Source organism: Candidatus Pelagibacter sp. (genome assembly GCF_052049775.1).
Taxonomy (GTDB): Bacteria; Pseudomonadota; Alphaproteobacteria; order Pelagibacterales; family Pelagibacteraceae; genus Pelagibacter.
In genome coordinates this window covers 1-19187 of sequence record NZ_JBNGZH010000027.1, presented here as the reverse complement: position 1 = coordinate 19187, position 19187 = coordinate 1, and the positions used below count along the sequence as shown (strand labels likewise).

Below are 19187 nucleotides of genomic sequence, written 5' to 3'. Positions count from 1 at the left end.
TATTGTTAATTTTTCTTTTTTTTTCTTTTCAAGCACATACAAAAGAATTACCTCGAATAGATACAAAGTTTTATTTAGGTATTTATAAATCTTTTGATAAATTTAGTGCAATAGCTTCATCACCTGATTATGCTTTAATTTATCATACAGAAACTGATTCGGAAAAAAAGAATCTTGGTTATTTTTTAGGTTATAACTTTTATCTTAATAACTTTTTTATTGGTGCAGAAACAAATTTTCAGGAAAATATTGGTAAAGATCAATCTATTGCAGGATTAAATGGAAGTGTAACTTATGAGAAAATGAAGGAAGCAAAATTAAAGATAGGATACAATTATGATTATTTTGATTTTTTTATCTATTTAGGCGGTGGTGATATTGATACCACATGGACTGCTTACCATAGTGATCCAAGTAAAATTAACAACTACTATACCAGAGGTATAGGATTAGACTATAAAATGACTGATAATTTCTTCTTAGGCTTAAATTTTGACGAAACTACTTTTGATATATTTTACACAGAGTCTCGTTATCTTGAGGAAGTTCATAAAAGATCTCTTAGATTAAGATTTGGTTATTTATTTTAATTCAAACGACTTTTTTTAAGGAAAGTTAGTATTTTTCAGGACGAATTTGGCACATGTTAATTTATTTTGCAGTGTTTAAATGTATTATAAATGAGTGACTTAAATAAACATTTCGAACCTAAAAACTTCAGTGACAAAGTTGCTTTGTCATTTACAAAGTTTTTGAGATTTTTGGCTGATACTTTCTTTAAAAAAAGATATGGCCATAGAGCGGTTGTTCTTGAAACTGTTGCTGCTGTGCCAGGGATGGTTGCTGGTATGCTTATTCATTTAAAGTCATTAAGAAAAATTGAAGATGATAAAGGGTGGATCAAAACTCTTTTAGAGGAAGCTGAGAATGAAAGAATGCATTTAATGACTTTTGTTCATATTGCTAAACCAACTGCAATAGAAAGATTCATTATTATGATTGCTCAGTTTATATTTATAATCACATATGCAATAATTTATATTGTTTCTCAAAGAACTGCGCATAGGATTGTGGGTTATTTTGAGGAAGAGGCAGTGATAAGTTATACAGAATATTTAAATGAGCTTGAAGCTGGAACCATTCCAGATCAACCAGCTCCAGAAATTGCAATCAATTATTGGAATTTACCACTACATGCTACTTTAAAAGATGTAGTAAGAGTTATCAGAGATGATGAAGCTGGCCATAGAGATGTTAACCATACTTTTGCTGATTTAATAAACATTAAGAAAAATAAAGAGACTATCAATAAATGTAATAAAGAAAAAAAAGAAAGTGGCGAAGAGATTCTAGATTAAATATTAATTCGAAAAACCATATTTTCTAAGTCTTACATCACCAGTCCTAGCATGAGCCTCCATACCTTCGTATCTTGATATCCTAGCGCATGCAGCACCAACAGATTTTGTAGACTCTTTAGTCATTCTTTGAAAACTTAAAGTCTTAATAAATTTACCAACAAATAATCCACCAGTGTAACGTCCAGCCCCTTTTGTTGGTAAAATATGGTTTGTTCCAGAACATTTGTCTCCATAGGCAACAGTAGTTTCTTCACCAATAAATAATGATCCATAATTTTTTAGTCTTTTATGGAACCAATCAAGATTTTTTGTTTGAACTTCTAAATGTTCAGGAGCGTATTCATCACTAATGGTTGCCATCTCCTCGTCAGTGTCACATAATATTACTTCACCATAATCTCTCCAAGCAGCTTCAGCGCTTTTTCTAGGTAACTCTGGTAATTCAGCAATTAATTCTGGAACTCTTTTCATGACTTCATCAGCAACTCTTTGACTCGTCGTGTATAACCAAGCAGGAGAATTATATCCATGTTCTGCTTGTCCTACCAAATCTACTGCAACCATCTCTGCATCAGCTTCGTCATCAGCTATCACAGCAATTTCAGTTGGTCCCGCGAATAAATCAATACCAACTTTACCAAATAAAATTCTTTTAGCTTCTGCTACAAACTGATTTCCTGGACCTACTAAAATATCTGCTGGCGGATTTTTAAATAAACCATTTGTCATTGCAGCAATTCCTGGAACACCCCCTAAATTTAAAATTACATCTGCACCACACAAATTAGCTGTATAAATAATTGCTGGATGTGCACCCACACCTTCCTTGGGTGGACTGCAAGCAATTATATTTTTTACTCCTGCAACTTTTGCAGTTGTAACACTCATCACAGCTGAGGCTATGTGGGCATATCTTCCACCTGGTATATAACAACCAGCTGTATTTACAGGAATTAATTTTTGACCTGCATAAAGACCTGGCGATAGTTCAACCTCAAAATCTTGGCCATAATTTTTTAATTGTGCTTCAGCAAATTTTTTTACTCTTTCATGAGAAAATTGAATATCATCCTTCGTTTTTTGATCTAATTCTTTATTTATCTGCTCAATTCTTTCTTTTGAAACAACTATTTCACCATCATACTTATCAAATTTTTTTGTAAGATTAATGCAAGCTTCCTCTTTTGAAATTTCTATTTCTTTTAACAACCCTTTAACAATTTCGTTTGTCTTACTATCATCAGTGGAGGGAGTTTTTGATGATTTTTTTAGGTATTTAATAGCCATAATATTTTAGATAGTACGTTTAAAGCATTATAGATTTTTTTTCAACGAAACAATTAATCTAAAGCAACAACGGCTGCAGCAATGGAGGCTAATCTCGCGGATGCTTCATCCGAACGACTGGTTATTACTACTGGAACTTTACCTCCAACAACTACACCTGCTGCACATGCTCCACAAAAATATATAAGCATTTTTACTAAACCATTTCCTGTTTCAACACTTGGGACCAGCAATACATCCGCCATACCAGCTACACTATTTTCTATTCCTTTGATAGCCGCAGATTTTTTTGAGATACTATTATCAAATGCCAATGGACCAAAAACATCAGCATTTAAATTTTCTTTTTTAGCTAAGTTAGTTAATTCTTCAGCTTCCTTAGAACTTGGCACACTATCTAAAACTTCCTCTGTAGCAGACAAGATTGCTACCTTAGGTCTTTCAATACCAATTCTATTAGAAAAATTTATAACATTTTTTAGAATATGAAATTTTGTTTTTACATTAGGTAAAACATTCAATGCTCCATCAGTAATTATTAAAGGTTTATCTTCTTTTCCTAAAGTCATATGCCAAATATGGCTTAATCTCGTTTTTCCAAGTAAATTGTACTCTCTTTTTAAAACTTCTTTCATCAAAACGTCAGTATGAATATGGCCTTTAACAATAATTTTGATCTTTTGTTCACTTGCCAGTTTTGCAGCAATAGTTGCTGTGTTATTTTCAACAGGCTCATGGATTATCTCATAATTTGAGATATCCCATTTCAGATCCTGGGCGCATTTATTTATTTCTTTTTCATCACCAATAAAAATTGGCTCAATTAGATTTTCTCTAACAGCGTCTTGTACTGATTGCATAGGTAAAGGTTTTCCTGCATTAACAATCCCTGCTTTAATACCTTTCTTTTTATGAGCAACATTTAGTAAGTTATCAGGACAAATAATTTCTTTATTGGAAAGCATGTCAGTTTTTTAAATCTAATAAATCTTTTTGAATAATTTTTGACAATTTAATTTCTTTTTTTAAGTTCATTCTAAACCTTTTATCTTTATTTTGACCAGGATACATTATTTCTTTTACTCCTTTTATCTTAGGCAATCTTTTAATTATTTTAATATTATTCTTAATTCTTGAAGTATAATTTCTGACAAATAAGTTTGTTTTAAATGTGATAAATAAATGTCCAATATTTTGTGGACCTGAAAAATCATCAAAAGGATCCTTAACTTTGCCTGCATGATTTCCACCAGTTAAAACACCACTTAGAATATCAACCATCCATGCTAAACCTGAACCTCTAAAACCTGCAATAGGTAACTGAACTCCATAAAGTGCTTTTTTTGCATCTGTCGTTGGTTTACCAAATTTATCTAATGCAACACCTTTTGGTATTTTTCGATTATTTCTAGCTGCAAATCTAATTTTTCCTCTATTAATTTTTGCAATAGCTGTATCCAATATAAAGGGTACCTTTCCTCCAGTTGGAGAACCAAAACATATAGGATTTGTTCCAAACAAACTTTTTTTAGCACCATAGGGAGCGATTGCAGGCGGAGCATTAGTATAAATCATAGTGATTAAATTTTTTTTGACTGCTTGTTCAGCGTAGTAACCAGATAATCCATAGTGACCACTATTTTTAACACCCACTAAACCGATACCTGTTTTTTTCGCACATTCGATTGCTTTTCTAATCGCGAGATCTGCTGCAACGAAGCCAATACTATTATCAGCATCAATATGAGCAATCGATTGAGATATCTTTTTAACTTTTATTTTAGGTTTTGGATTGATAACTTTTTTAGATATTCTTTCACAATACATTCTTAACCTAGAAAGACCATGACCATAAGCACCAACTAACTCGGCATTAATTAAAGCATTAGCTGAAATAATAGCATGAGCATTACTTAATCCGTGATTTTCAAAAATTTTAATGACTTCTTTTTTTAGATTTTCTGTTTTCAAATTAGCCTTTTCCACGCCATGGAATTGTTTTGTCTATTATTTTTCTTAAAGTGACATCAAATAATAAACCCAACATTCCCATGATAAATATAGTGATCCAAATAACTTCGTATTGAAAATATTTTTTAGCAACGTTTTCAACAAATCCTATACCAGTTGTCCCGGCTAAAAACTCAGCTGCAACTAAAGTTCCCCAACACATTCCTACTGCAACTCTAATACCTGTAAGTATCTCTGGTAAAGAATTTGGAAAAATTACGTATCTCAATATTTGTTTTTTGGATGCGCCAAGTGAGTGAGCTGCATGAATTTTTGATAACTGAGTACCAGAGGCACCAGCTCTTGCAGAAATAATCATGATTGATAATGAGACCATAAATAACAAGAAAACTTTTCCAGTATTATCAATTCCTAAAACTGAAATGATTAAAGGAGCCCAAGCCAGAGGGGGAACAGGTCTATAAAGCTCAATTAACGGATCAAAGAAACCTTTGGCAAATCTATTTAGTCCCATAAATAATCCAAGCGGCACACCAATCAATATTCCAAACACTAATCCTAAAAATACCCTTAAAAAAGAATCCCAAATATGACCATAAGGCACTGGTACTTTAAATAACTTAAAGTCTCCTGTAACTAATTTTAAAACTTGGCCTTTAAAATTTTGTTTAACAATTCCATCTTGAGTGTGAACTGGGTATTCACCAGGTAAAATGTCAGCAATCCAATCTGGTAAAATAAAACCAATCATTTTACTAACATCAACCAGTTCTATCCATAGGAGAGGAATTTCTTTGTAACCTACACTCGGTTTAAGCATAAGCATGAACTTATCAAATGTATCTGACGGCTTAGGTAGCCATCTACCAGATCCTTGTTCCGAACAGCTTGGCCCACTTGCAACAATGGTTCCTGCTGGGAATAAAAATATATCTATAAATCTCAATCCCCCTTGAGCTTCTTTTTGGGCAACATCAAAATTGATGATTGCATTTTGCATTTCATTTAATGCATTGGGTGGATATATACTTGCAAATTCTATTCGTCGTGCAATTTTAACAATGTCTTTGGCATAAGTTGAAGCTACTTCTTGAGTATCATCTAAATTTTTTCGATAAGCTTTTATTTCATCTTTGAGCTCTTTTATTTTATCTTTAAATTGTGGATTATGATTTCTTAACTTAAAGAATTCATCACTAATAATTTGTAATTCTTTTGCGGCAGCATCAAATTTTAAACCTCTTTTAGTCTCTGGAACTAAAGGAACCTCGATAGTATTTTCTATGGATCCTGTTCCAGATTGAACTTTTATAATTCCCCAATCTCCTTGCTCACTTACTGCTTTAAGTCTTTCATTGGCTTCTTGTTCTGTCTCAAAAGGATATTCAGGTTTTCTAAAATTTTCAGTTAATAAGTTAATTTTACCAGTAATGTCATCTATTTTAAACTTCGTCTCATTTTCAATTAAATCCTCATTGGTTAATAAAGGAATTAGTTGAATAGTTTTGTTGATAAACTCTGTAAGATCTGTTTTTTGTTGCAAATTTAGATCTTCAGAAAATTTGATTTCATTTAAAGTTGCTTTAAGATTTTTATTTTCTTTCTTAATTTGAGCAGTACTTTTGAATTCTCGTTCCTCTATTGGAAATTGATATTTTAAACCTAATAATGAGTCGTTAACTTTTGCAACTTGGCAAAGTTCATTAGCCGATTTTGGGTAAAAACCTTTCGCAATATCCCAAGAATAATAAAGCCATACCAATAATAAAAAACTACTTCCAACTATAATCCAATGAGTACCACCTCTTGCTCTTTCAGGATTTCCGAATACGGCATCAACCTTTTCAGTTTTGATTAATCTTCTTCCATAAAGAATACAGCCAATAACTGCAAAAAAAATTAAAAAGGTGACTATTTGAGTTAACATTTAATTATCTTTCCCCATAATTTCTTCTTCCATATTCCAAATCATCTCTAATATTTCCTCACGTTTCGCAGAAAAATCTTTGTTCTTTTTGATTTCCCTTAGATCTTCTTTCAGTCCCATTGAAGCAAATGGAAGATTGTATTCTTTATGAATTCGTCCAGGTCGAGGAGCCATAACATATAATCTTTCACCAAGTAAAAGAGCTTCTTCAACTGAGTGGGTAATTAAAATTATTGTTTTTCCAGTCTCTTTCCAAATTTTCAAAACTAGAGACTGCATTTTCTCTCTTGTTAATGCATCAAGAGCCCCTAATGGTTCATCCATTAAGATTAGATCGGGATCATTGATCAAACATCTTGCAAGAGCAACTCTTTGCTGCATTCCACCAGAAAGTTGATAGGTTGGGGTATTACCAAAACCTTTTAAGCCAACTATTTCTAACCATTCATCAACTTTTTTTTGAGTTTCAATTGGATCTTTTTTTTTCATTCTTAATCCAAAGTTGACATTTTCAGCAACTGTTAACCATTCAAACAAAGCACCTTGCTGGAAAACCATACCTCTTTCTACACCGGGTCCATCAATCTCTTTACTATTCAAAGTAATACTTCCGGAAGTTGGTCGAATAAATCCTGCTGTAATATTCAATAAAGTTGTTTTTCCACAACCTGATGGTCCAAGGACAGTTAACAATTCTCCTTTTTTAAGAGTAAAATTTAAATCTTTTAAAGCGTGCACAGTTTCTCCTTTTGGAGTTTTAAAAATCATATTAAGATTTTGAGAAACTAGATCACTCATTTGTCCACTTTATATTAGAATTTATAGTAAAAAAATAGGCACCAATTTAATTAAAAATTGGCGCCTATTTAAATTTTAATTACCTTTAGATTATAAAGGTAAGAAACTTGTATCTACGTTTCCTCTTGGTGTTCCCATTCCTTTTAGGAATGCATCAAGATTTCCACTTTCCATAGAACTTTTTGTTTCCTCTGGAGTTAGAAATTTGAAACCACTTAAAGTCTCTTTCATGTCAGGAATTTTCATTTCTGATGCTTTTGACATTGCATTCATATCGCTTTTTCCAGCTCTATATCTTGCATTAGCTTCATGAGTTACCTCGATAAAAGTTCTTAACATACCTGGGTTTTCTTTCATAAACTTCGTAGTTACAGAAGTAATATCAATCCCTAGGATACCTGCATCTCTAGCTTCTTGAACTGTTAGTAATCTAGATCCAACTGCAACAGCAGCTTTAATAGAATTACCACCAAATAAACATGCCATTACAACATCACCGCTTACTAAAGCAGCAGCACCTTCTTCAGGGTCCATTTGAATGATATCCATTTTTTTTCTATCTGCTCCAACAACTTTCATACTCTCATCAAAAACATATTCCGCCATTGTTCCAAGTGGAACAGCAACCTTTTTACCTTCTAATTCAGTTGCATTAGCTTTTGTAATTCCAGATGCATTAGATGTAACACAAGTTGTTCCTCCCATTCCGTATTCCATAGCAATATCAACTAATTTGATAGGTGCTTTAGATTTTACAGCGTTAATGAATGGAACTAAACCTTGAGAATAAGAAATATCAATATCTCCTGCTAACATCGCATCAGTCATAGCACCACCATTAGTAAAGTTAGTCCACTTTACTGGAACCCCTAGAGCTTTTGCGAAGTTTTTCTTCATCATGTCCTCTAGATTTGGACTTGGCCACTCTAAGAAGTAAGCAACTCTAACTTCATTTGCTGCTGAATTAGCAACAGATATTGAAAGATTAAGAGCTACAAAACATCCAAGAATAAAACTTATTATTTTTTTCATTTATGCCTCTTCCTTGTTTATTTATATGTTTCAATTTTAAGATTAATTTTACCTATATGTAAAACAAAAAAATGATCATTATAGTTACACAACTTTAAGTTGTGACATTATTTTGGTGGTTAATTTAAGTTAATTAGTCTAAGGATTCATTTATTAAGTATTTTAAAATTTAATTATGAGCTCAGAAAAAAGAACATCAGTACCTAATTCACTAAATGAACATTGGATGCCATTTACATCTAATAAGGATTTTAAAGAAAATCCAAAATTAATTGTTGAGGCAAAAGGTGTTTATTTAAAAAATCATCATGGCAAAACACAAATTGATGCAAGCTCTGGATTATTTTGTAACCCTTTAGGACATGGGAGAAAAGAAATCATTGAAGCAATAACTAATCAACTAAATACTCTTGATTATTGTCAGCCTTTTCAGCAAGGTTTTGGTGGTTCATTTGAATTGGCAACAAGAATTTCAAAACATACACCAGGAAATTTAAACAAAATTTTTTATACGATATGTGGATCGACTGCAGTAGAAACTGCAATTAAGATTAGTATAGCTTACCACAAAGCAAGAGGTGAAGGACAAAGATTTAGATTTGTTGGAAGAGAGCGTGCTTATCATGGAATGAATATTGGAGCCACATCAGTAGGCGGCATGATCAATAACGTTAAAGCGTATGCAAGTGTATTGATGCCAGGTGTCGTTCATATGAGACATACACATTTAGATGAACATAAATTTATTTCAGGACAACCTGAAACAGGAGCTGAGATTGCAAATGATTTAGAGAGAATTTGTACTAATTTTGGTTCTGAAAATATTGCAGCTTGTATTGTCGAACCTATTGCTGGTTCAACAGGAACTTTAGTGCCACCAGTTGGATATTTACAAAGACTAAGGGAACTTTGTGACAAACATAAAATACTTTTAATTTTTGATGAAGTTATTACGGGTTGGGGAAGAACTGGTTCAGCTTTTGGAGCTCAAGAATTTGGTGTAACACCTGATATAATGACAATGGCAAAAGCAACAACCAATGGAATAGTTCCTTTTGGTGTAGTTGCATGTAAAGAAGAAATTTATGATGCAGTGATGGATAATTCTCCAAAAGGTGCAATAGAATTATTTCATGGTTATACATACTCAGGAATTCCTGTATCAGTAGCTGCAGCATTAGCCGTTCAAGACATTTTCGAAAAAGAGGATATTTTTAATAGAGCAAAAGAACTTGCTCCTTATTTCCAAGAAGGTCTATTTTCTCTTAAAGATATTGATGTTGTAGATAACATAAGAGGTTATGGGATGATGGGTGGTATAGATATTAAAACTGATGGTAGACCTGGTAAAGCAGGTTTAGCTACTTTCAAACATTGTTACGATGCAGGAGTTAATTTCAAAGCTACTGGTGATTGCTTGATTATAGCACCAATGTTTATTTGTGAAAAAAAACACATTGATGAAATTATAGAAAAACTAAGAACTGGAATTACTAATTACGCAAAGAGTAAAAAGAATTAAATTTCGTTAATGAGAATTGGCGTACCTAAAGAAATAAAACCTCAAGAAAATAGAATTGGCCTGACACCGGATAGTGTAAAAACTCTCGTTTCAGAGGGTCATGAAGTTTTAGTTGAAAATAATGGAGGTTTTGAAGCAGGTTTCGATAATGATCAGTACAAAAATGCCGGGGCCAAAATTATAGAAAAAGCTACTGATATTTTTAATGACGCTGAGATAATTGTTAAAGTTAAAGAGCCTCAAAAAGTAGAGGTTGAAATGATTAGGGAAAATCAAATTGTTTATACCTATTTACATTTGGCTGCTGCAAAAGAATTAACTGAGGGTTTGGTAAAATCAAAAAGTATTAATATTGCTTACGAAACTATCACTGATGATAATGGACGACTTCCTTTATTAGCACCTATGAGTGCTGTAGCTGGACGTATGTCAGTCCAAGCAGGAGCACATTGTTTAGAAAAAAATCAAAAAGGCAGAGGAGTTTTATTAGGAGGAGCTCCAGGCGGTGAGCCCGCTAATGTTTTAATTTTAGGTGGAGGGGTTGTAGGTGAAAATGCTGCAACAATAGCAACTGGTATGAAAGCAAAAGTTCATGTTGTTGATAAATCAGAGGCAAGATTAAAACAATTAGTTTCAATTTTTGGAGATAAAATTATTCCAGAACAAAGTGACAAAATAGATTTAAAAAAGTTAGTAGCTGAGGCGGACTTAATAGTGGGAGGAGTTTTAATCCCTGGAGCAGAGGCACCAAAATTAGTTACTAAAGATATGCTTAAATTAATGAAAAGAGGCTCTGTAATTGTTGATGTTGCAATCGATCAAGGTGGGTGTGTTGAAACAAGTAAACCAACAACTTTTAATGACCCAACATTTATAGTGGATAATGTCGTTCATTATTGTGTAGCGAACATGCCAGGTGGAGTTCCAAGAACATCTACTATCGCATTAAATAAAGCAACACTTCCATATTTGGTAAAATTAGCTAACAAAGGTTATCAAAAAGCTCTTGGAGAAGATAAAAACTTTCTAGCGGGACTAAACGTTCACAAAGGTCATGTGACTTATAAAGCGGTTGCAGATGTTTTTGGACATGAATATGTTAACCCGGGAGATGCAATCAATAACTAATTAGATGGAAAAAAAACTTCCAAGAAGCACAAAAGTTGTTGTGATAGGAGGTGGGGTAGTAGGTTGCTCTGTTGCTTATCATTTAGCTAAATTTGGTTGGAAAGATACAATTCTTTTAGAAAGAGATCAATTAACATCAGGAACAACTTGGCATGCGGCAGGCTTAGTAAGTCAATTAGGTCCAACTGCAGCAGTTACAAAAATTAGAAAATATACTTTAGATTTATATAAAGAGCTTGAAAAAAAGGTTGATCATTCTGCAGGGTTAAGATTAAACGGAGCCCTTTCAATCGCTCAACATAAAGGAAGATGGCAAGAACTTCAAAGACAAGCAACGACTGCACAACTTTATGATGTTGATGTAAGAATTTTAAATAAAGATCAGATAAAAAAAGACTACCCCATAATCAATACAGATGAAGTCATAGGAGGAATTTTAATGCCAGGCGATGGTGCCGCTGATCCCTCAGGTGTTACACATATGTTGGCTAAAGCAGCAAGAATGGAAGGTGCACAAATTTTTGAAAAATCACCTGTAGAGGAAATTTTAAAAAAAGATGGAAAAATTTCTGGAGTTAAAGTCAAAGGTCAAAAAATTGAGTGTGAATATATTGTTTTAGCTTCAGGTATGTGGTCGAGGCAAATAGGAGAAAAAGCTGGTGTCAGTATTCCATTATACCCCGCAGAACATTTTTATATTATTACTGAACCGATTGAAAATTTATCTAAAACCTTACCAGTGGTAAGAGATTTTGATAATCGAACTTATATAAAAGAAGATGCAGGAAAAATACTCGTTGGAATTTTTGAACGAAATTCAATTCCTGCTTGGAATAATACTAATAAAGTTCCAGAAGATTTTTCTTTTGGTGAGTTTCAAGAAAATTTTGATCATTTTGAACCTTATTTAGCTTCAGCAATTAAAAGATTTCCGATTTTAGAAAATGCTGGAATAAGAAAATTTTTTTCAGGGCCAGAATCTTTTACCCCTGATACCAACACTTTATTAGGAGAAGTGCCTGAGGTTAAGAATTTTTTTGTATGTTGTGGGTTAAATAGTATTGGAATTGGTAGTGGCGGTGGTGTTGGTAAAGTTACAGCGGAGTGGTTGATGACTGGTCATATTAATGAAGATATTTTTAGTTATGATATAAAAAGATTTCAAAAGTTTCATTCAGAATTAGGTTTTATCAAAAGAAGGATTACAGAGTCATTAGGAGATTTGTATGGAATGCATTGGCCCTTTAAACAGCACAAAACTTCTCGAGATATAAAAAAACTTCCACATCATGATAACTTGAAAAGTTTTGGAGCATGCTTTGGTGTCTCCGGTGGCTATGAAAGACCCATGTGGTTTGCACTAGATGGTGAAAAGGCAGAGTATGAATATAGCTATAACTATCAAAGTTGGTATCCCTCAGCTGAGTATGAAACAAATAATACTTTAAAAAATGTTGGCTTATTTGATCTAACTCCTTTTTCAAAGTTTGAAATTAAATCTGATAAAGCCCATCAAGAATTACAAAGAATTTGTACTGCGAATATTAAGAAAGATGTTGGTAAATGTACCTACACTCATATGTTAAATTCAGATGGAGGCATTGAGACTGATTTAACTATAGTGGCGATAGATGAAAACCATTTTAGAATAATTAGTTCTGCCGCAACAAGAGAAAGAGACAAGCACCACATCAAAAAACATTTAAATAAAGATATTGAATTGGAAGATGTAACTGATGATTATTGTGTTTTTGGTTTATTTGGACCCAAAAGTAGAAATCTTTTAAGTTCATTAAGTAAAGATAATTTTGATAATGAAAATTTCAAATTTGGAACAGCAAAATTTATTTTAATTCAAGATACTAAGATTTGGGTTCAAAGATTGTCTTATGTTGGGGAGTTAGGATATGAACTTTACGTTGAAGCTAATGATGCGAAAAAAATTTATGAATTAATTATAGAAAAAGGTAAAAATTTTAATCTTTCAAATTGTGGTATGCACGCAATGGATATTATGCGAATGGAAAGTGGCTTTCTTCATTGGGGTCACGACATTTCCCCTGAGGAAAATCAATATCAGGCGGGTTTATCGTTTACAATCAGTAATAAAAAAAATGTAGACTTTATCGGTAAGTCAGCTCTTGAAAAGATTGATAAAGAAAAGATTAAAACTAGATTTGCTATGTTTACATTAAAAGATAGTAAACCTGGAGAACCACTATTACTTCATGATGAGCCTATTTATTTAGAAGATAAGATAATAGGTAGATCAACTTCAGGAAATTACTCTTTTAACTTTAAGAAAAATCTGACTTTTGGTTACATCAAAAACGATTTTTTCAATGAAAAATTGAGAGATAGTAAATTATTTATCGAGGTTGAGAAAAGGAAATACGAAATTGAATTGATTGATAAACCAATAAAACAAACCAATTTTAAGACAAATTAAACTTTATTTTTTAAAAGAAAAACAAATATAAAACCAGTGATGTACATAATCAAAGCATATGCGGCTGTTGGAGTTATGTAGATTATATCTGTACCGAATATTTGTGTAGAAACAAATATTGCTAAAGTACCATTTTGTAATCCACATTCTAAAGCAATACATTTTTGTTGTTTTATTCCTGAGGCAAAAGTTTTACCAAGATAATAAGCCACAATCATCATTGTTATATTTAGAATGAAAGTAATGAGACCTGCTTGCATTAGAAAATCTATAAAACTTTCTCTTTCTTCATAAAATGCAGCTATAAAAAAAATAACAAATAATATTATGTTAAGTTTTTCAAATATTTGAATTTTCGAATTTACAAAATTTTCAGCAAATTTTCTTATAATCATCCCTAAGATTACCGGAACAGTTACAACCAAAAACATTTTTAGCGCTATGCCAGTCATTGAAATATTTTGAGAAAAATCAGTAATTCCAAATAAATCAGCAGATGTAAAAATTATAAGAGGAACCGTAATAATAGAAATTAAACTGATTACAGCTGTTAAAGAAATAGATAAAGCAACATCTCCATTAGCAAATTTTGTTAATATATTAGATGTAACTCCACCTGGTGCAGCAGCGATAATCATAACTCCAATTGCTATTTCAGGTGGTGCTTTTAAAATAATAATTAATAAGTAAGCAACTAATGGAAGAATAATTAATTGAGAAAAAAAACCTACAAAAAAATCCTTTGGAGTTTTTAATATTCTCGTAAAATCGTCAATCTTTAATCCCAAACCTAAACCCAACATTATTAATGCGAGTATGATAGGTGCTATTTTTGTTACTATCTCCATGACCCCTCTGTATAATAGTATAACGTGTGTAATTTATTTAAGATTTATGAAATTACAAGAAGATTTAGAACTTTACGTATAAATTTAGCTTTAAACTTAAAAGCTTCAGTTTGGTAAGGTAAAATTTTTTTAAAATTAAATGAAGATAAAACGTATTGTTTTTTCTCATTAAGTTTTATCAAATCATTTTTTATCAAATATTTGCATTTTCTTATTACTGTTGCTCTTGGTATTAATGTCATATCTGAAATGGACATTGCGCTTATACCTGAAGCTGAGCCAACATTATCAATCAGTATTTTACTCGCAGCACCATGATCTAATGGTAACTTTTTTGTCTCTGAATTTTTTAAATTTTTTGTGACATTTAATGATTGGTTCATACAAATAGTTCCCCAAACATGAAAGGTACTCAGATCTTGCATGAATTTTTGATACCCAATTACTAATGGTATTTGCATACGATAAAACCATCGCCAACATAATGTAAATTTTTTTTTGATTAAATTTTCTATTGTCTTCACATCAATTCTTTTTGAAAAAAGCTTTTCTCTATTTAAAGCTTCAGCCACTAAATAGATATATTTTGATGAAAGTTTAATTTGGTTTTGAGGTTTAACAAAAGTAAATGCTTTACCATCAATAATAATCTTTTTTTTATTTCTTTTAATAACACCTTCTTTTTCAAGTTCTAAAACTTTTCTTCTTATTGTTTCTTTTGGTAGATCTAATTTCTCACATAATTCGGTAATACTAAATTTTTCTATTTGAACATATGATTTAGAATAATATTCTTCATACGATTGTTGAATATTCATTTGATCATAAAATTGGAGTGTTTTTTCTATTAGTGAAATTACAATCATATATTTGTAATGATCATTAAACGCCCAGTAGACATTGTTCATCCAATTCCACTGATGTGATATCCACTCATTAGCTAAGTCAGAGTAGTTATTCATTATACTTTCATAAACCTGATCGTCGGTTAAGGTTTTACTGAAATCGATTTGTTCTAAACTCATAAATTTGAATTCGAGAATATTGACCCAAATTGAACACATGTCAATCTAATAGTGACCCAAATTGAACTTCTGGAAAATTGTTCGACAGATATTTTAATGTACTAATCCTCTCATGAATAATAAAGGCTTTGCAGAGACACATACTAGCATCGAGACCCCAAATGATGTTGATGTTGCTGAAAAGCCTTTAAAAACATTAAAGAAGAGAGTTGACATAAATATTCTAAAGTCAAAACTAGAGGAAACAGAAGCAAAGGAACTCAAAAAAAATATTTTCATTTTATCGTTGCTGATAATTTGCGTGGGAGCCTTTGGAATTTATCTTTCTTTCTAACAAATTTGCAAAAATCAATTATACGTGATTAAATAATGGTATGAAAAATTCAGGTATTAATGTTAAAGAAAAGCTTATAGCTAGATACCTAGAAAAAGATCCACCATCAACTCAATCAAAAAGTAGCAATATAAACGTTCTTCTTAATAGAATTGCAATTAATAAAAAAAATGAAAATAGAAAAAAATTATATTTCTCAGCAGCTGCTTCAACAGGGTTGATTTTATTTGGTCTAATCATTTTCTAAGAAAATATTAGTTAATTTTCTCTAAATTTATAACTTTTGCTTAATTAATAAATATTGAATCAAATTATTAAACTATTATAAATCTCATCAAAAGGCGGGGTAGCTCAGTTGGTTAGAGCGCGGGACTCATAAGCCCGAGGTCAGTGGTTCGATCCCACTTCCCGCTACCATATTAATTTTATATGAAAGCTTTCGATTTAACTGTCATAATCACTTCATTTCATAGCAGGGATAAAATTTTTAGTTGTATAGAGTCAATTGAAAAAAATATTAAAATCATTGTTATTGAAAATTCAAATGACGAAAAATTAAAAAAAGAAATTCATTTTAAATATGAAAATGTGGAATGTATTTTGTCAAAAGAAAATTTAGGGTATGGAGCAGGAAATAATCTAGGTCTATCAAAGGTTGAAACTAGTTATGCTTTAATAGTAAACCCTGATGTGACTTTAGATAATGACGCAATAAATAAATTTTTTTTAAGAATCAATAATTTAGGGGATTTTGGAATTATTGCCCCTATATCTCAAAATGAAAAATACAAAAATTTTAATATTAATGAGGATAAAGAAATTAAAGAGGTAGATAATGTAAAAGGTTTTGCAATGTTTTTGAATATGAAAAATCTTAAGCAAATTAATTTTTTTGATGATAATTTTTTCCTTTATTTTGAAGAAATAGATTTGTGTAGAAGATTAAAAAAAAATAATTCAAAAATATTTATAGATCCCACAATCAAAGTAAGCCATTTAGGCGGCACATCACATAATTCGGAAATTGAGAAACCCATGGAGCTTTCTCGAAATTGGCACTGGATGTGGTCAACATTTTATTTTCATAAAAAACATTACGGATACTTAAATGCAATGATAAAAATTCTACCAAAATTATCTTCATCTTTGATAAAATTCATAATTTTTTTGATAACATTTCAAAAGTATAAAAGTGAAATTTATAGACACAGATTATCAGGTATTATTAATTCTGTTTTATTGAAAAAATCATGGTATAGACCTAAGCTTTAAATGTATAATAATTTAAATTTTTAATGACGACTAAATACAATATTCTTATTACTGGTGTAGCAGGTTTTTTAGGTTCACATTTGTCAGAAAAATTATTAGATCTTGGACATAAAGTTATTGGTGTTGATAATATGATTGGCGGATATGAAGATAATATACATAAAGATATTGAATTCCATAATTTGGATTGCAGCGACTTTTCGAAAGTAAAAAAAATAATGAAAAATATTGACGTTGTTTATCATTGTGCAGCAACAGCTCATGAGGGTTTGTCAGTATTTTCACCTTATGAAATCACAAAAAATAATTACCTTGCTTCAGTTTCTATTTTTTCTGCAGCAGTTAATGAAAAAGTAAAAAGAATAATTTTTTGTTCTTCCATGGCAAGATATGGAGAACAACAGACACCCTTTACAGAAGATATGATACCCAAACCAGTTGATCCCTATGGTATTTCTAAAGTTGCAGCTGAGGATGTACTAAAGAATCTTTGTGATTTAAACAATATAGAATGGGTAATTGCTGTTCCCCATAATATCATAGGGCCAAAACAAATTTATACTGATCCATATAGAAATGTGGTCTCCATATTTTTAAATAGAATGCTACAAGGAAAACCCCCAATAGTTTATGGTGATGGTGAGCAAAAACGATGCTTTTCATATATTGATGATTGTTTAAGTTGCTTAATTCCTATGTTAGATCAAAAAAATTTAAACAAACAAGTAATTAACATAGGACCCGATGAAGAATTTGTGACTGTTAATAAAGTGGTTGAAATTTGTTCTAACATAACTGGTTCAAACTTAGAGTCGGTTTACAAAGAGGATAGGCCAAGAGAGGTAAAGCATGCTACTTGTTCTGCAGATAAAGCAAGAAAATTATTAAATTATGAGACAAAAGTGAGTTTGAGTGATGGTGTTAAAAAAACTTACGATTATATAAAAAAAAGGGGACCCAAAGATTTCAATTATCGTTTAACTATTGAGATTGATAATGATTTAACTCCAGATACGTGGAAAAATAAAGAAATTTAATATTTCTCTTTTAATTCTTCTACACTTATTACTCTTAGAAATTTTTTGTAATTTGCATAGTAATCTTTAAACTTTAGATTTCTTACAGGTTTTTTAATTTCCAAGATGGAAGTATTTTTCTCTTTTTTTATTATTCCTATACCCTGATCCATTTCACATGTAAAAATTTCTAAATCTTTTCTTTGTCTCAAGTCAACTATTGCTTTCCAAACATCCCCATTCCACATCATCCTGTATCTCGGAACAGCTTGTTTACTTAGACTATCAGGCATGCAATCATGAACTAAGACAATACCATTTTCTTTTAAACAATTTACTGAATTTAAAATATCTTTTTTTACTTGATCATAAGTATGAAGGCCATCAATGAAAACAATGTCAAATTTATTGTTATTTTCCCTAAAAAATTCATCACTTGTTTTTCTCACATTCCCACCACTACTTGGGTCTACACCAACTTTATTTTGTATCTTAATTTTTGAAAACAATTGATTTTGATCACAGCCTATTTCCAAGTAATCAGAATATCCATATTTATTAATCAAATATTCTATAAGATCCCAACGAAAATAATTTTGTGGAAAATTGTAATGAAGTTTACCTTTAAAATGTTCGACGAAAAGGTTGTAATAGATTTTGTTAAATATTTTAGAAATTTTATTTAATCTTTCCATTTTTAATGACCTGGAAAATCAATTAAGTTTTCAACTTTATAACCTTTTTTTACTAATTTGTCCGTACCACTAAGATCAAATAAATTAATAACAAAAATAAAAGCAGCAACTTTTCCTTTTGAAATTTCAACTAATTTAGCTGCTGCCTCAGCAGTACCACCAGTTGCAATTAAATCATCAATAATTAAAACCTCGTCATTTTCGTCAATAGAATCTTTATGCACTTCTATTGTTGCAGTACCATATTCGAGTTCAAAATCTATTGAGTGAACATCAGCTGGTAATTTATTTTTTTTTCTAAGCATTACAAAAGGTTTTTTTAAAATGTATGAGACAGCAGATGCAAACACAAAGCCTCTTGATTCAATAGCTGCAATTTTATCAAATTTTACTTTTTTACTTCTCTCAACTATCTGATTAATTGTTTCAGAAAATGCTTTTTCATTTTTAATTAATGTTGTTATATCTCGAAATAATATCCCTTTTTTTGGATAATCTGGAATTGATCTAATAAAATCTTTT

General features: G+C 31.2%; 19 protein-coding genes and 1 tRNA gene. 10 read left to right on the top strand and 10 right to left on the bottom strand.

All coding sequences use genetic code 11. The features are described from left to right. Together ACTT83_RS04205 and ACTT83_RS04200 are read left to right on the top strand one after the other, a co-directional pair. Nucleotides 1-590 (top strand): outer membrane protein (locus ACTT83_RS04205; protein ID WP_440918876.1); only part of this gene is annotated, 590 nt, incomplete at its 5' end. A gap of 90 nt (nucleotides 591-680) precedes the next feature. Next, nucleotides 681-1358, top strand: a complete 678-nt coding sequence (locus ACTT83_RS04200; RefSeq protein WP_440918875.1) for an alternative oxidase — start codon at nucleotides 681-683, stop codon at nucleotides 1356-1358. Between the two features lie 3 nt (nucleotides 1359-1361). On the opposite strand, the gene hisD is transcribed toward ACTT83_RS04200, so the two are convergent. From hisD to ACTT83_RS04170, 6 genes are all read right to left on the bottom strand, one after another. Next, nucleotides 1362-2648, bottom strand: a complete 1287-nt coding sequence (gene hisD, locus ACTT83_RS04195) for a histidinol dehydrogenase (RefSeq protein WP_440918874.1) — start codon at nucleotides 2646-2648, stop codon at nucleotides 1362-1364. A 53-nt stretch (nucleotides 2649-2701) separates the two neighbouring features. Beyond that, complete coding sequence (locus ACTT83_RS04190; protein WP_440918873.1) at nucleotides 2702-3613, bottom strand: bifunctional enoyl-CoA hydratase/phosphate acetyltransferase; 912 nt, start codon at nucleotides 3611-3613, stop codon at nucleotides 2702-2704. Between the two features lies 1 nt (nucleotide 3614). Next, nucleotides 3615-4619, bottom strand: coding sequence for an Ldh family oxidoreductase (locus tag ACTT83_RS04185; RefSeq protein ID WP_440918872.1), 1005 nt, complete (start codon nucleotides 4617-4619; stop codon nucleotides 3615-3617). A 1-nt stretch (nucleotide 4620) separates the two neighbouring features. Next, nucleotides 4621-6546, bottom strand: a complete 1926-nt coding sequence (locus ACTT83_RS04180) for an ABC transporter permease subunit (RefSeq protein WP_440918871.1) — start codon at nucleotides 6544-6546, stop codon at nucleotides 4621-4623. Further along, entirely contained in the window at nucleotides 6547-7344 is a 798-nt protein-coding gene (locus tag ACTT83_RS04175) for a taurine ABC transporter ATP-binding protein (protein WP_440916233.1), read from the bottom strand. A 90-nt stretch (nucleotides 7345-7434) separates the two neighbouring features. Continuing rightward, nucleotides 7435-8376 (bottom strand): ABC transporter substrate-binding protein, encoded by a 942-nt coding sequence (locus ACTT83_RS04170; protein WP_440918870.1) that lies wholly within the window; start codon nucleotides 8374-8376, stop codon nucleotides 7435-7437. A 175-nt stretch (nucleotides 8377-8551) separates the two neighbouring features. On the opposite strand from ACTT83_RS04170, the gene ACTT83_RS04165 reads away from it, so the two are divergent. Genes ACTT83_RS04165 through ACTT83_RS04155 form a run of 3 tightly spaced genes read left to right on the top strand, consistent with a single transcriptional unit; the run spans nucleotide 8552 to nucleotide 13475 of the window. Continuing rightward, nucleotides 8552-9898 (top strand): aminotransferase class III-fold pyridoxal phosphate-dependent enzyme, encoded by a 1347-nt coding sequence (locus ACTT83_RS04165; protein ID WP_440916235.1) that lies wholly within the window; start codon nucleotides 8552-8554, stop codon nucleotides 9896-9898. A gap of 9 nt (nucleotides 9899-9907) precedes the next feature. Then, the gene (gene ald / locus ACTT83_RS04160) at nucleotides 9908-11026 is read left to right on the top strand and encodes an alanine dehydrogenase (protein WP_440918869.1); all 1119 of its coding nucleotides are present in this window, start codon (nucleotides 9908-9910) and stop codon (nucleotides 11024-11026) included. Nucleotides 11027-11030: 4 nt separating this feature from the next. After that, entirely contained in the window at nucleotides 11031-13475 is a 2445-nt protein-coding gene (locus ACTT83_RS04155; RefSeq protein ID WP_440918868.1) for a GcvT family protein, read from the top strand. Here the strand turns inward: ACTT83_RS04155 and ACTT83_RS04150 are convergent. Continuing rightward, the gene (locus ACTT83_RS04150; RefSeq protein WP_440918867.1) at nucleotides 13472-14323 is read right to left on the bottom strand and encodes a bile acid:sodium symporter family protein; all 852 of its coding nucleotides are present in this window, start codon (nucleotides 14321-14323) and stop codon (nucleotides 13472-13474) included. The two genes, ACTT83_RS04155 and ACTT83_RS04150, sit on opposite strands and share 4 nt — an antisense overlap. A 44-nt stretch (nucleotides 14324-14367) precedes the next feature. Continuing rightward, nucleotides 14368-15348, bottom strand: coding sequence for a DeoR family transcriptional regulator (locus tag ACTT83_RS04145; RefSeq protein ID WP_440918866.1), 981 nt, complete (start codon nucleotides 15346-15348; stop codon nucleotides 14368-14370). A gap of 112 nt (nucleotides 15349-15460) precedes the next feature. Between ACTT83_RS04145 and ACTT83_RS04140 the strand changes: the two genes are divergently transcribed. The 5 genes from ACTT83_RS04140 to ACTT83_RS04120 all read left to right on the top strand — a co-directional run bounded on the left by ACTT83_RS04140 (nucleotide 15461) and on the right by ACTT83_RS04120 (nucleotide 17991). Beyond that, nucleotides 15461-15682 (top strand): hypothetical protein, encoded by a 222-nt coding sequence (locus ACTT83_RS04140; RefSeq protein ID WP_440918865.1) that lies wholly within the window; start codon nucleotides 15461-15463, stop codon nucleotides 15680-15682. Between the two features lie 40 nt (nucleotides 15683-15722). Continuing rightward, nucleotides 15723-15929: a hypothetical protein gene (locus ACTT83_RS04135; protein WP_440918864.1), complete on the top strand. Its 207-nt coding sequence runs from the start codon at nucleotides 15723-15725 to the stop codon at nucleotides 15927-15929. Nucleotides 15930-16022: 93 nt separating this feature from the next. Then, nucleotides 16023-16099 (top strand) — tRNA-Met (locus ACTT83_RS04130). 12 nt (nucleotides 16100-16111) lie between these two features. Further along, a complete protein-coding gene (locus ACTT83_RS04125; protein WP_440918863.1) occupies nucleotides 16112-16954 on the top strand; it encodes a glycosyltransferase family 2 protein in 843 nt (280 codons plus the stop codon). 23 nt (nucleotides 16955-16977) lie between these two features. Next, entirely contained in the window at nucleotides 16978-17991 is a 1014-nt protein-coding gene (locus tag ACTT83_RS04120; RefSeq protein WP_440918862.1) for an NAD-dependent epimerase/dehydratase family protein, read from the top strand. On the opposite strand, the gene ACTT83_RS04115 is transcribed toward ACTT83_RS04120, so the two are convergent. Both ACTT83_RS04115 and ACTT83_RS04110 read right to left on the bottom strand, forming a co-directional pair. Beyond that, nucleotides 17988-18665: a class I SAM-dependent methyltransferase gene (locus tag ACTT83_RS04115; RefSeq protein WP_440918861.1), complete on the bottom strand. Its 678-nt coding sequence runs from the start codon at nucleotides 18663-18665 to the stop codon at nucleotides 17988-17990. The two genes, ACTT83_RS04120 and ACTT83_RS04115, sit on opposite strands and share 4 nt — an antisense overlap. Nucleotides 18666-18667: 2 nt before the next feature. Next, on the bottom strand, nucleotides 18668-19187 hold a 520-nt coding region (locus ACTT83_RS04110), incomplete at its 5' end, for an adenine phosphoribosyltransferase (RefSeq protein WP_440918860.1).

Coding starts and splice junctions, on each gene's coding strand:
- ACTT83_RS04165 (WP_440916235.1), top strand. CDS start 8,552: ATGAGCTCAGAAAAAAGAACATCAGTACCTAATTCACTAAATGAACAT.
- ACTT83_RS04200 (WP_440918875.1), top strand. CDS start 681: ATGAGTGACTTAAATAAACATTTCGAACCTAAAAACTTCAGTGACAAA.
- ACTT83_RS04140 (WP_440918865.1), top strand. CDS start 15,461: ATGAATAATAAAGGCTTTGCAGAGACACATACTAGCATCGAGACCCCA.
- ACTT83_RS04175 (WP_440916233.1), bottom strand. CDS start 7,344: ATGAGTGATCTAGTTTCTCAAAATCTTAATATGATTTTTAAAACTCCA.
- ACTT83_RS04170 (WP_440918870.1), bottom strand. CDS start 8,376: ATGAAAAAAATAATAAGTTTTATTCTTGGATGTTTTGTAGCTCTTAAT.
- ACTT83_RS04155 (WP_440918868.1), top strand. CDS start 11,031: ATGGAAAAAAAACTTCCAAGAAGCACAAAAGTTGTTGTGATAGGAGGT.
- ACTT83_RS04190 (WP_440918873.1), bottom strand. CDS start 3,613: ATGCTTTCCAATAAAGAAATTATTTGTCCTGATAACTTACTAAATGTT.
- ACTT83_RS04145 (WP_440918866.1), bottom strand. CDS start 15,348: ATGAGTTTAGAACAAATCGATTTCAGTAAAACCTTAACCGACGATCAG.
- ACTT83_RS04150 (WP_440918867.1), bottom strand. CDS start 14,323: ATGGAGATAGTAACAAAAATAGCACCTATCATACTCGCATTAATAATG.
- hisD (WP_440918874.1), bottom strand. CDS start 2,648: ATGGCTATTAAATACCTAAAAAAATCATCAAAAACTCCCTCCACTGAT.
- ald (WP_440918869.1), top strand. CDS start 9,908: ATGAGAATTGGCGTACCTAAAGAAATAAAACCTCAAGAAAATAGAATT.
- ACTT83_RS04115 (WP_440918861.1), bottom strand. CDS start 18,665: ATGGAAAGATTAAATAAAATTTCTAAAATATTTAACAAAATCTATTAC.
- ACTT83_RS04135 (WP_440918864.1), top strand. CDS start 15,723: ATGAAAAATTCAGGTATTAATGTTAAAGAAAAGCTTATAGCTAGATAC.
- ACTT83_RS04125 (WP_440918863.1), top strand. CDS start 16,112: ATGAAAGCTTTCGATTTAACTGTCATAATCACTTCATTTCATAGCAGG.
- ACTT83_RS04120 (WP_440918862.1), top strand. CDS start 16,978: ATGACGACTAAATACAATATTCTTATTACTGGTGTAGCAGGTTTTTTA.
- ACTT83_RS04180 (WP_440918871.1), bottom strand. CDS start 6,546: ATGTTAACTCAAATAGTCACCTTTTTAATTTTTTTTGCAGTTATTGGC.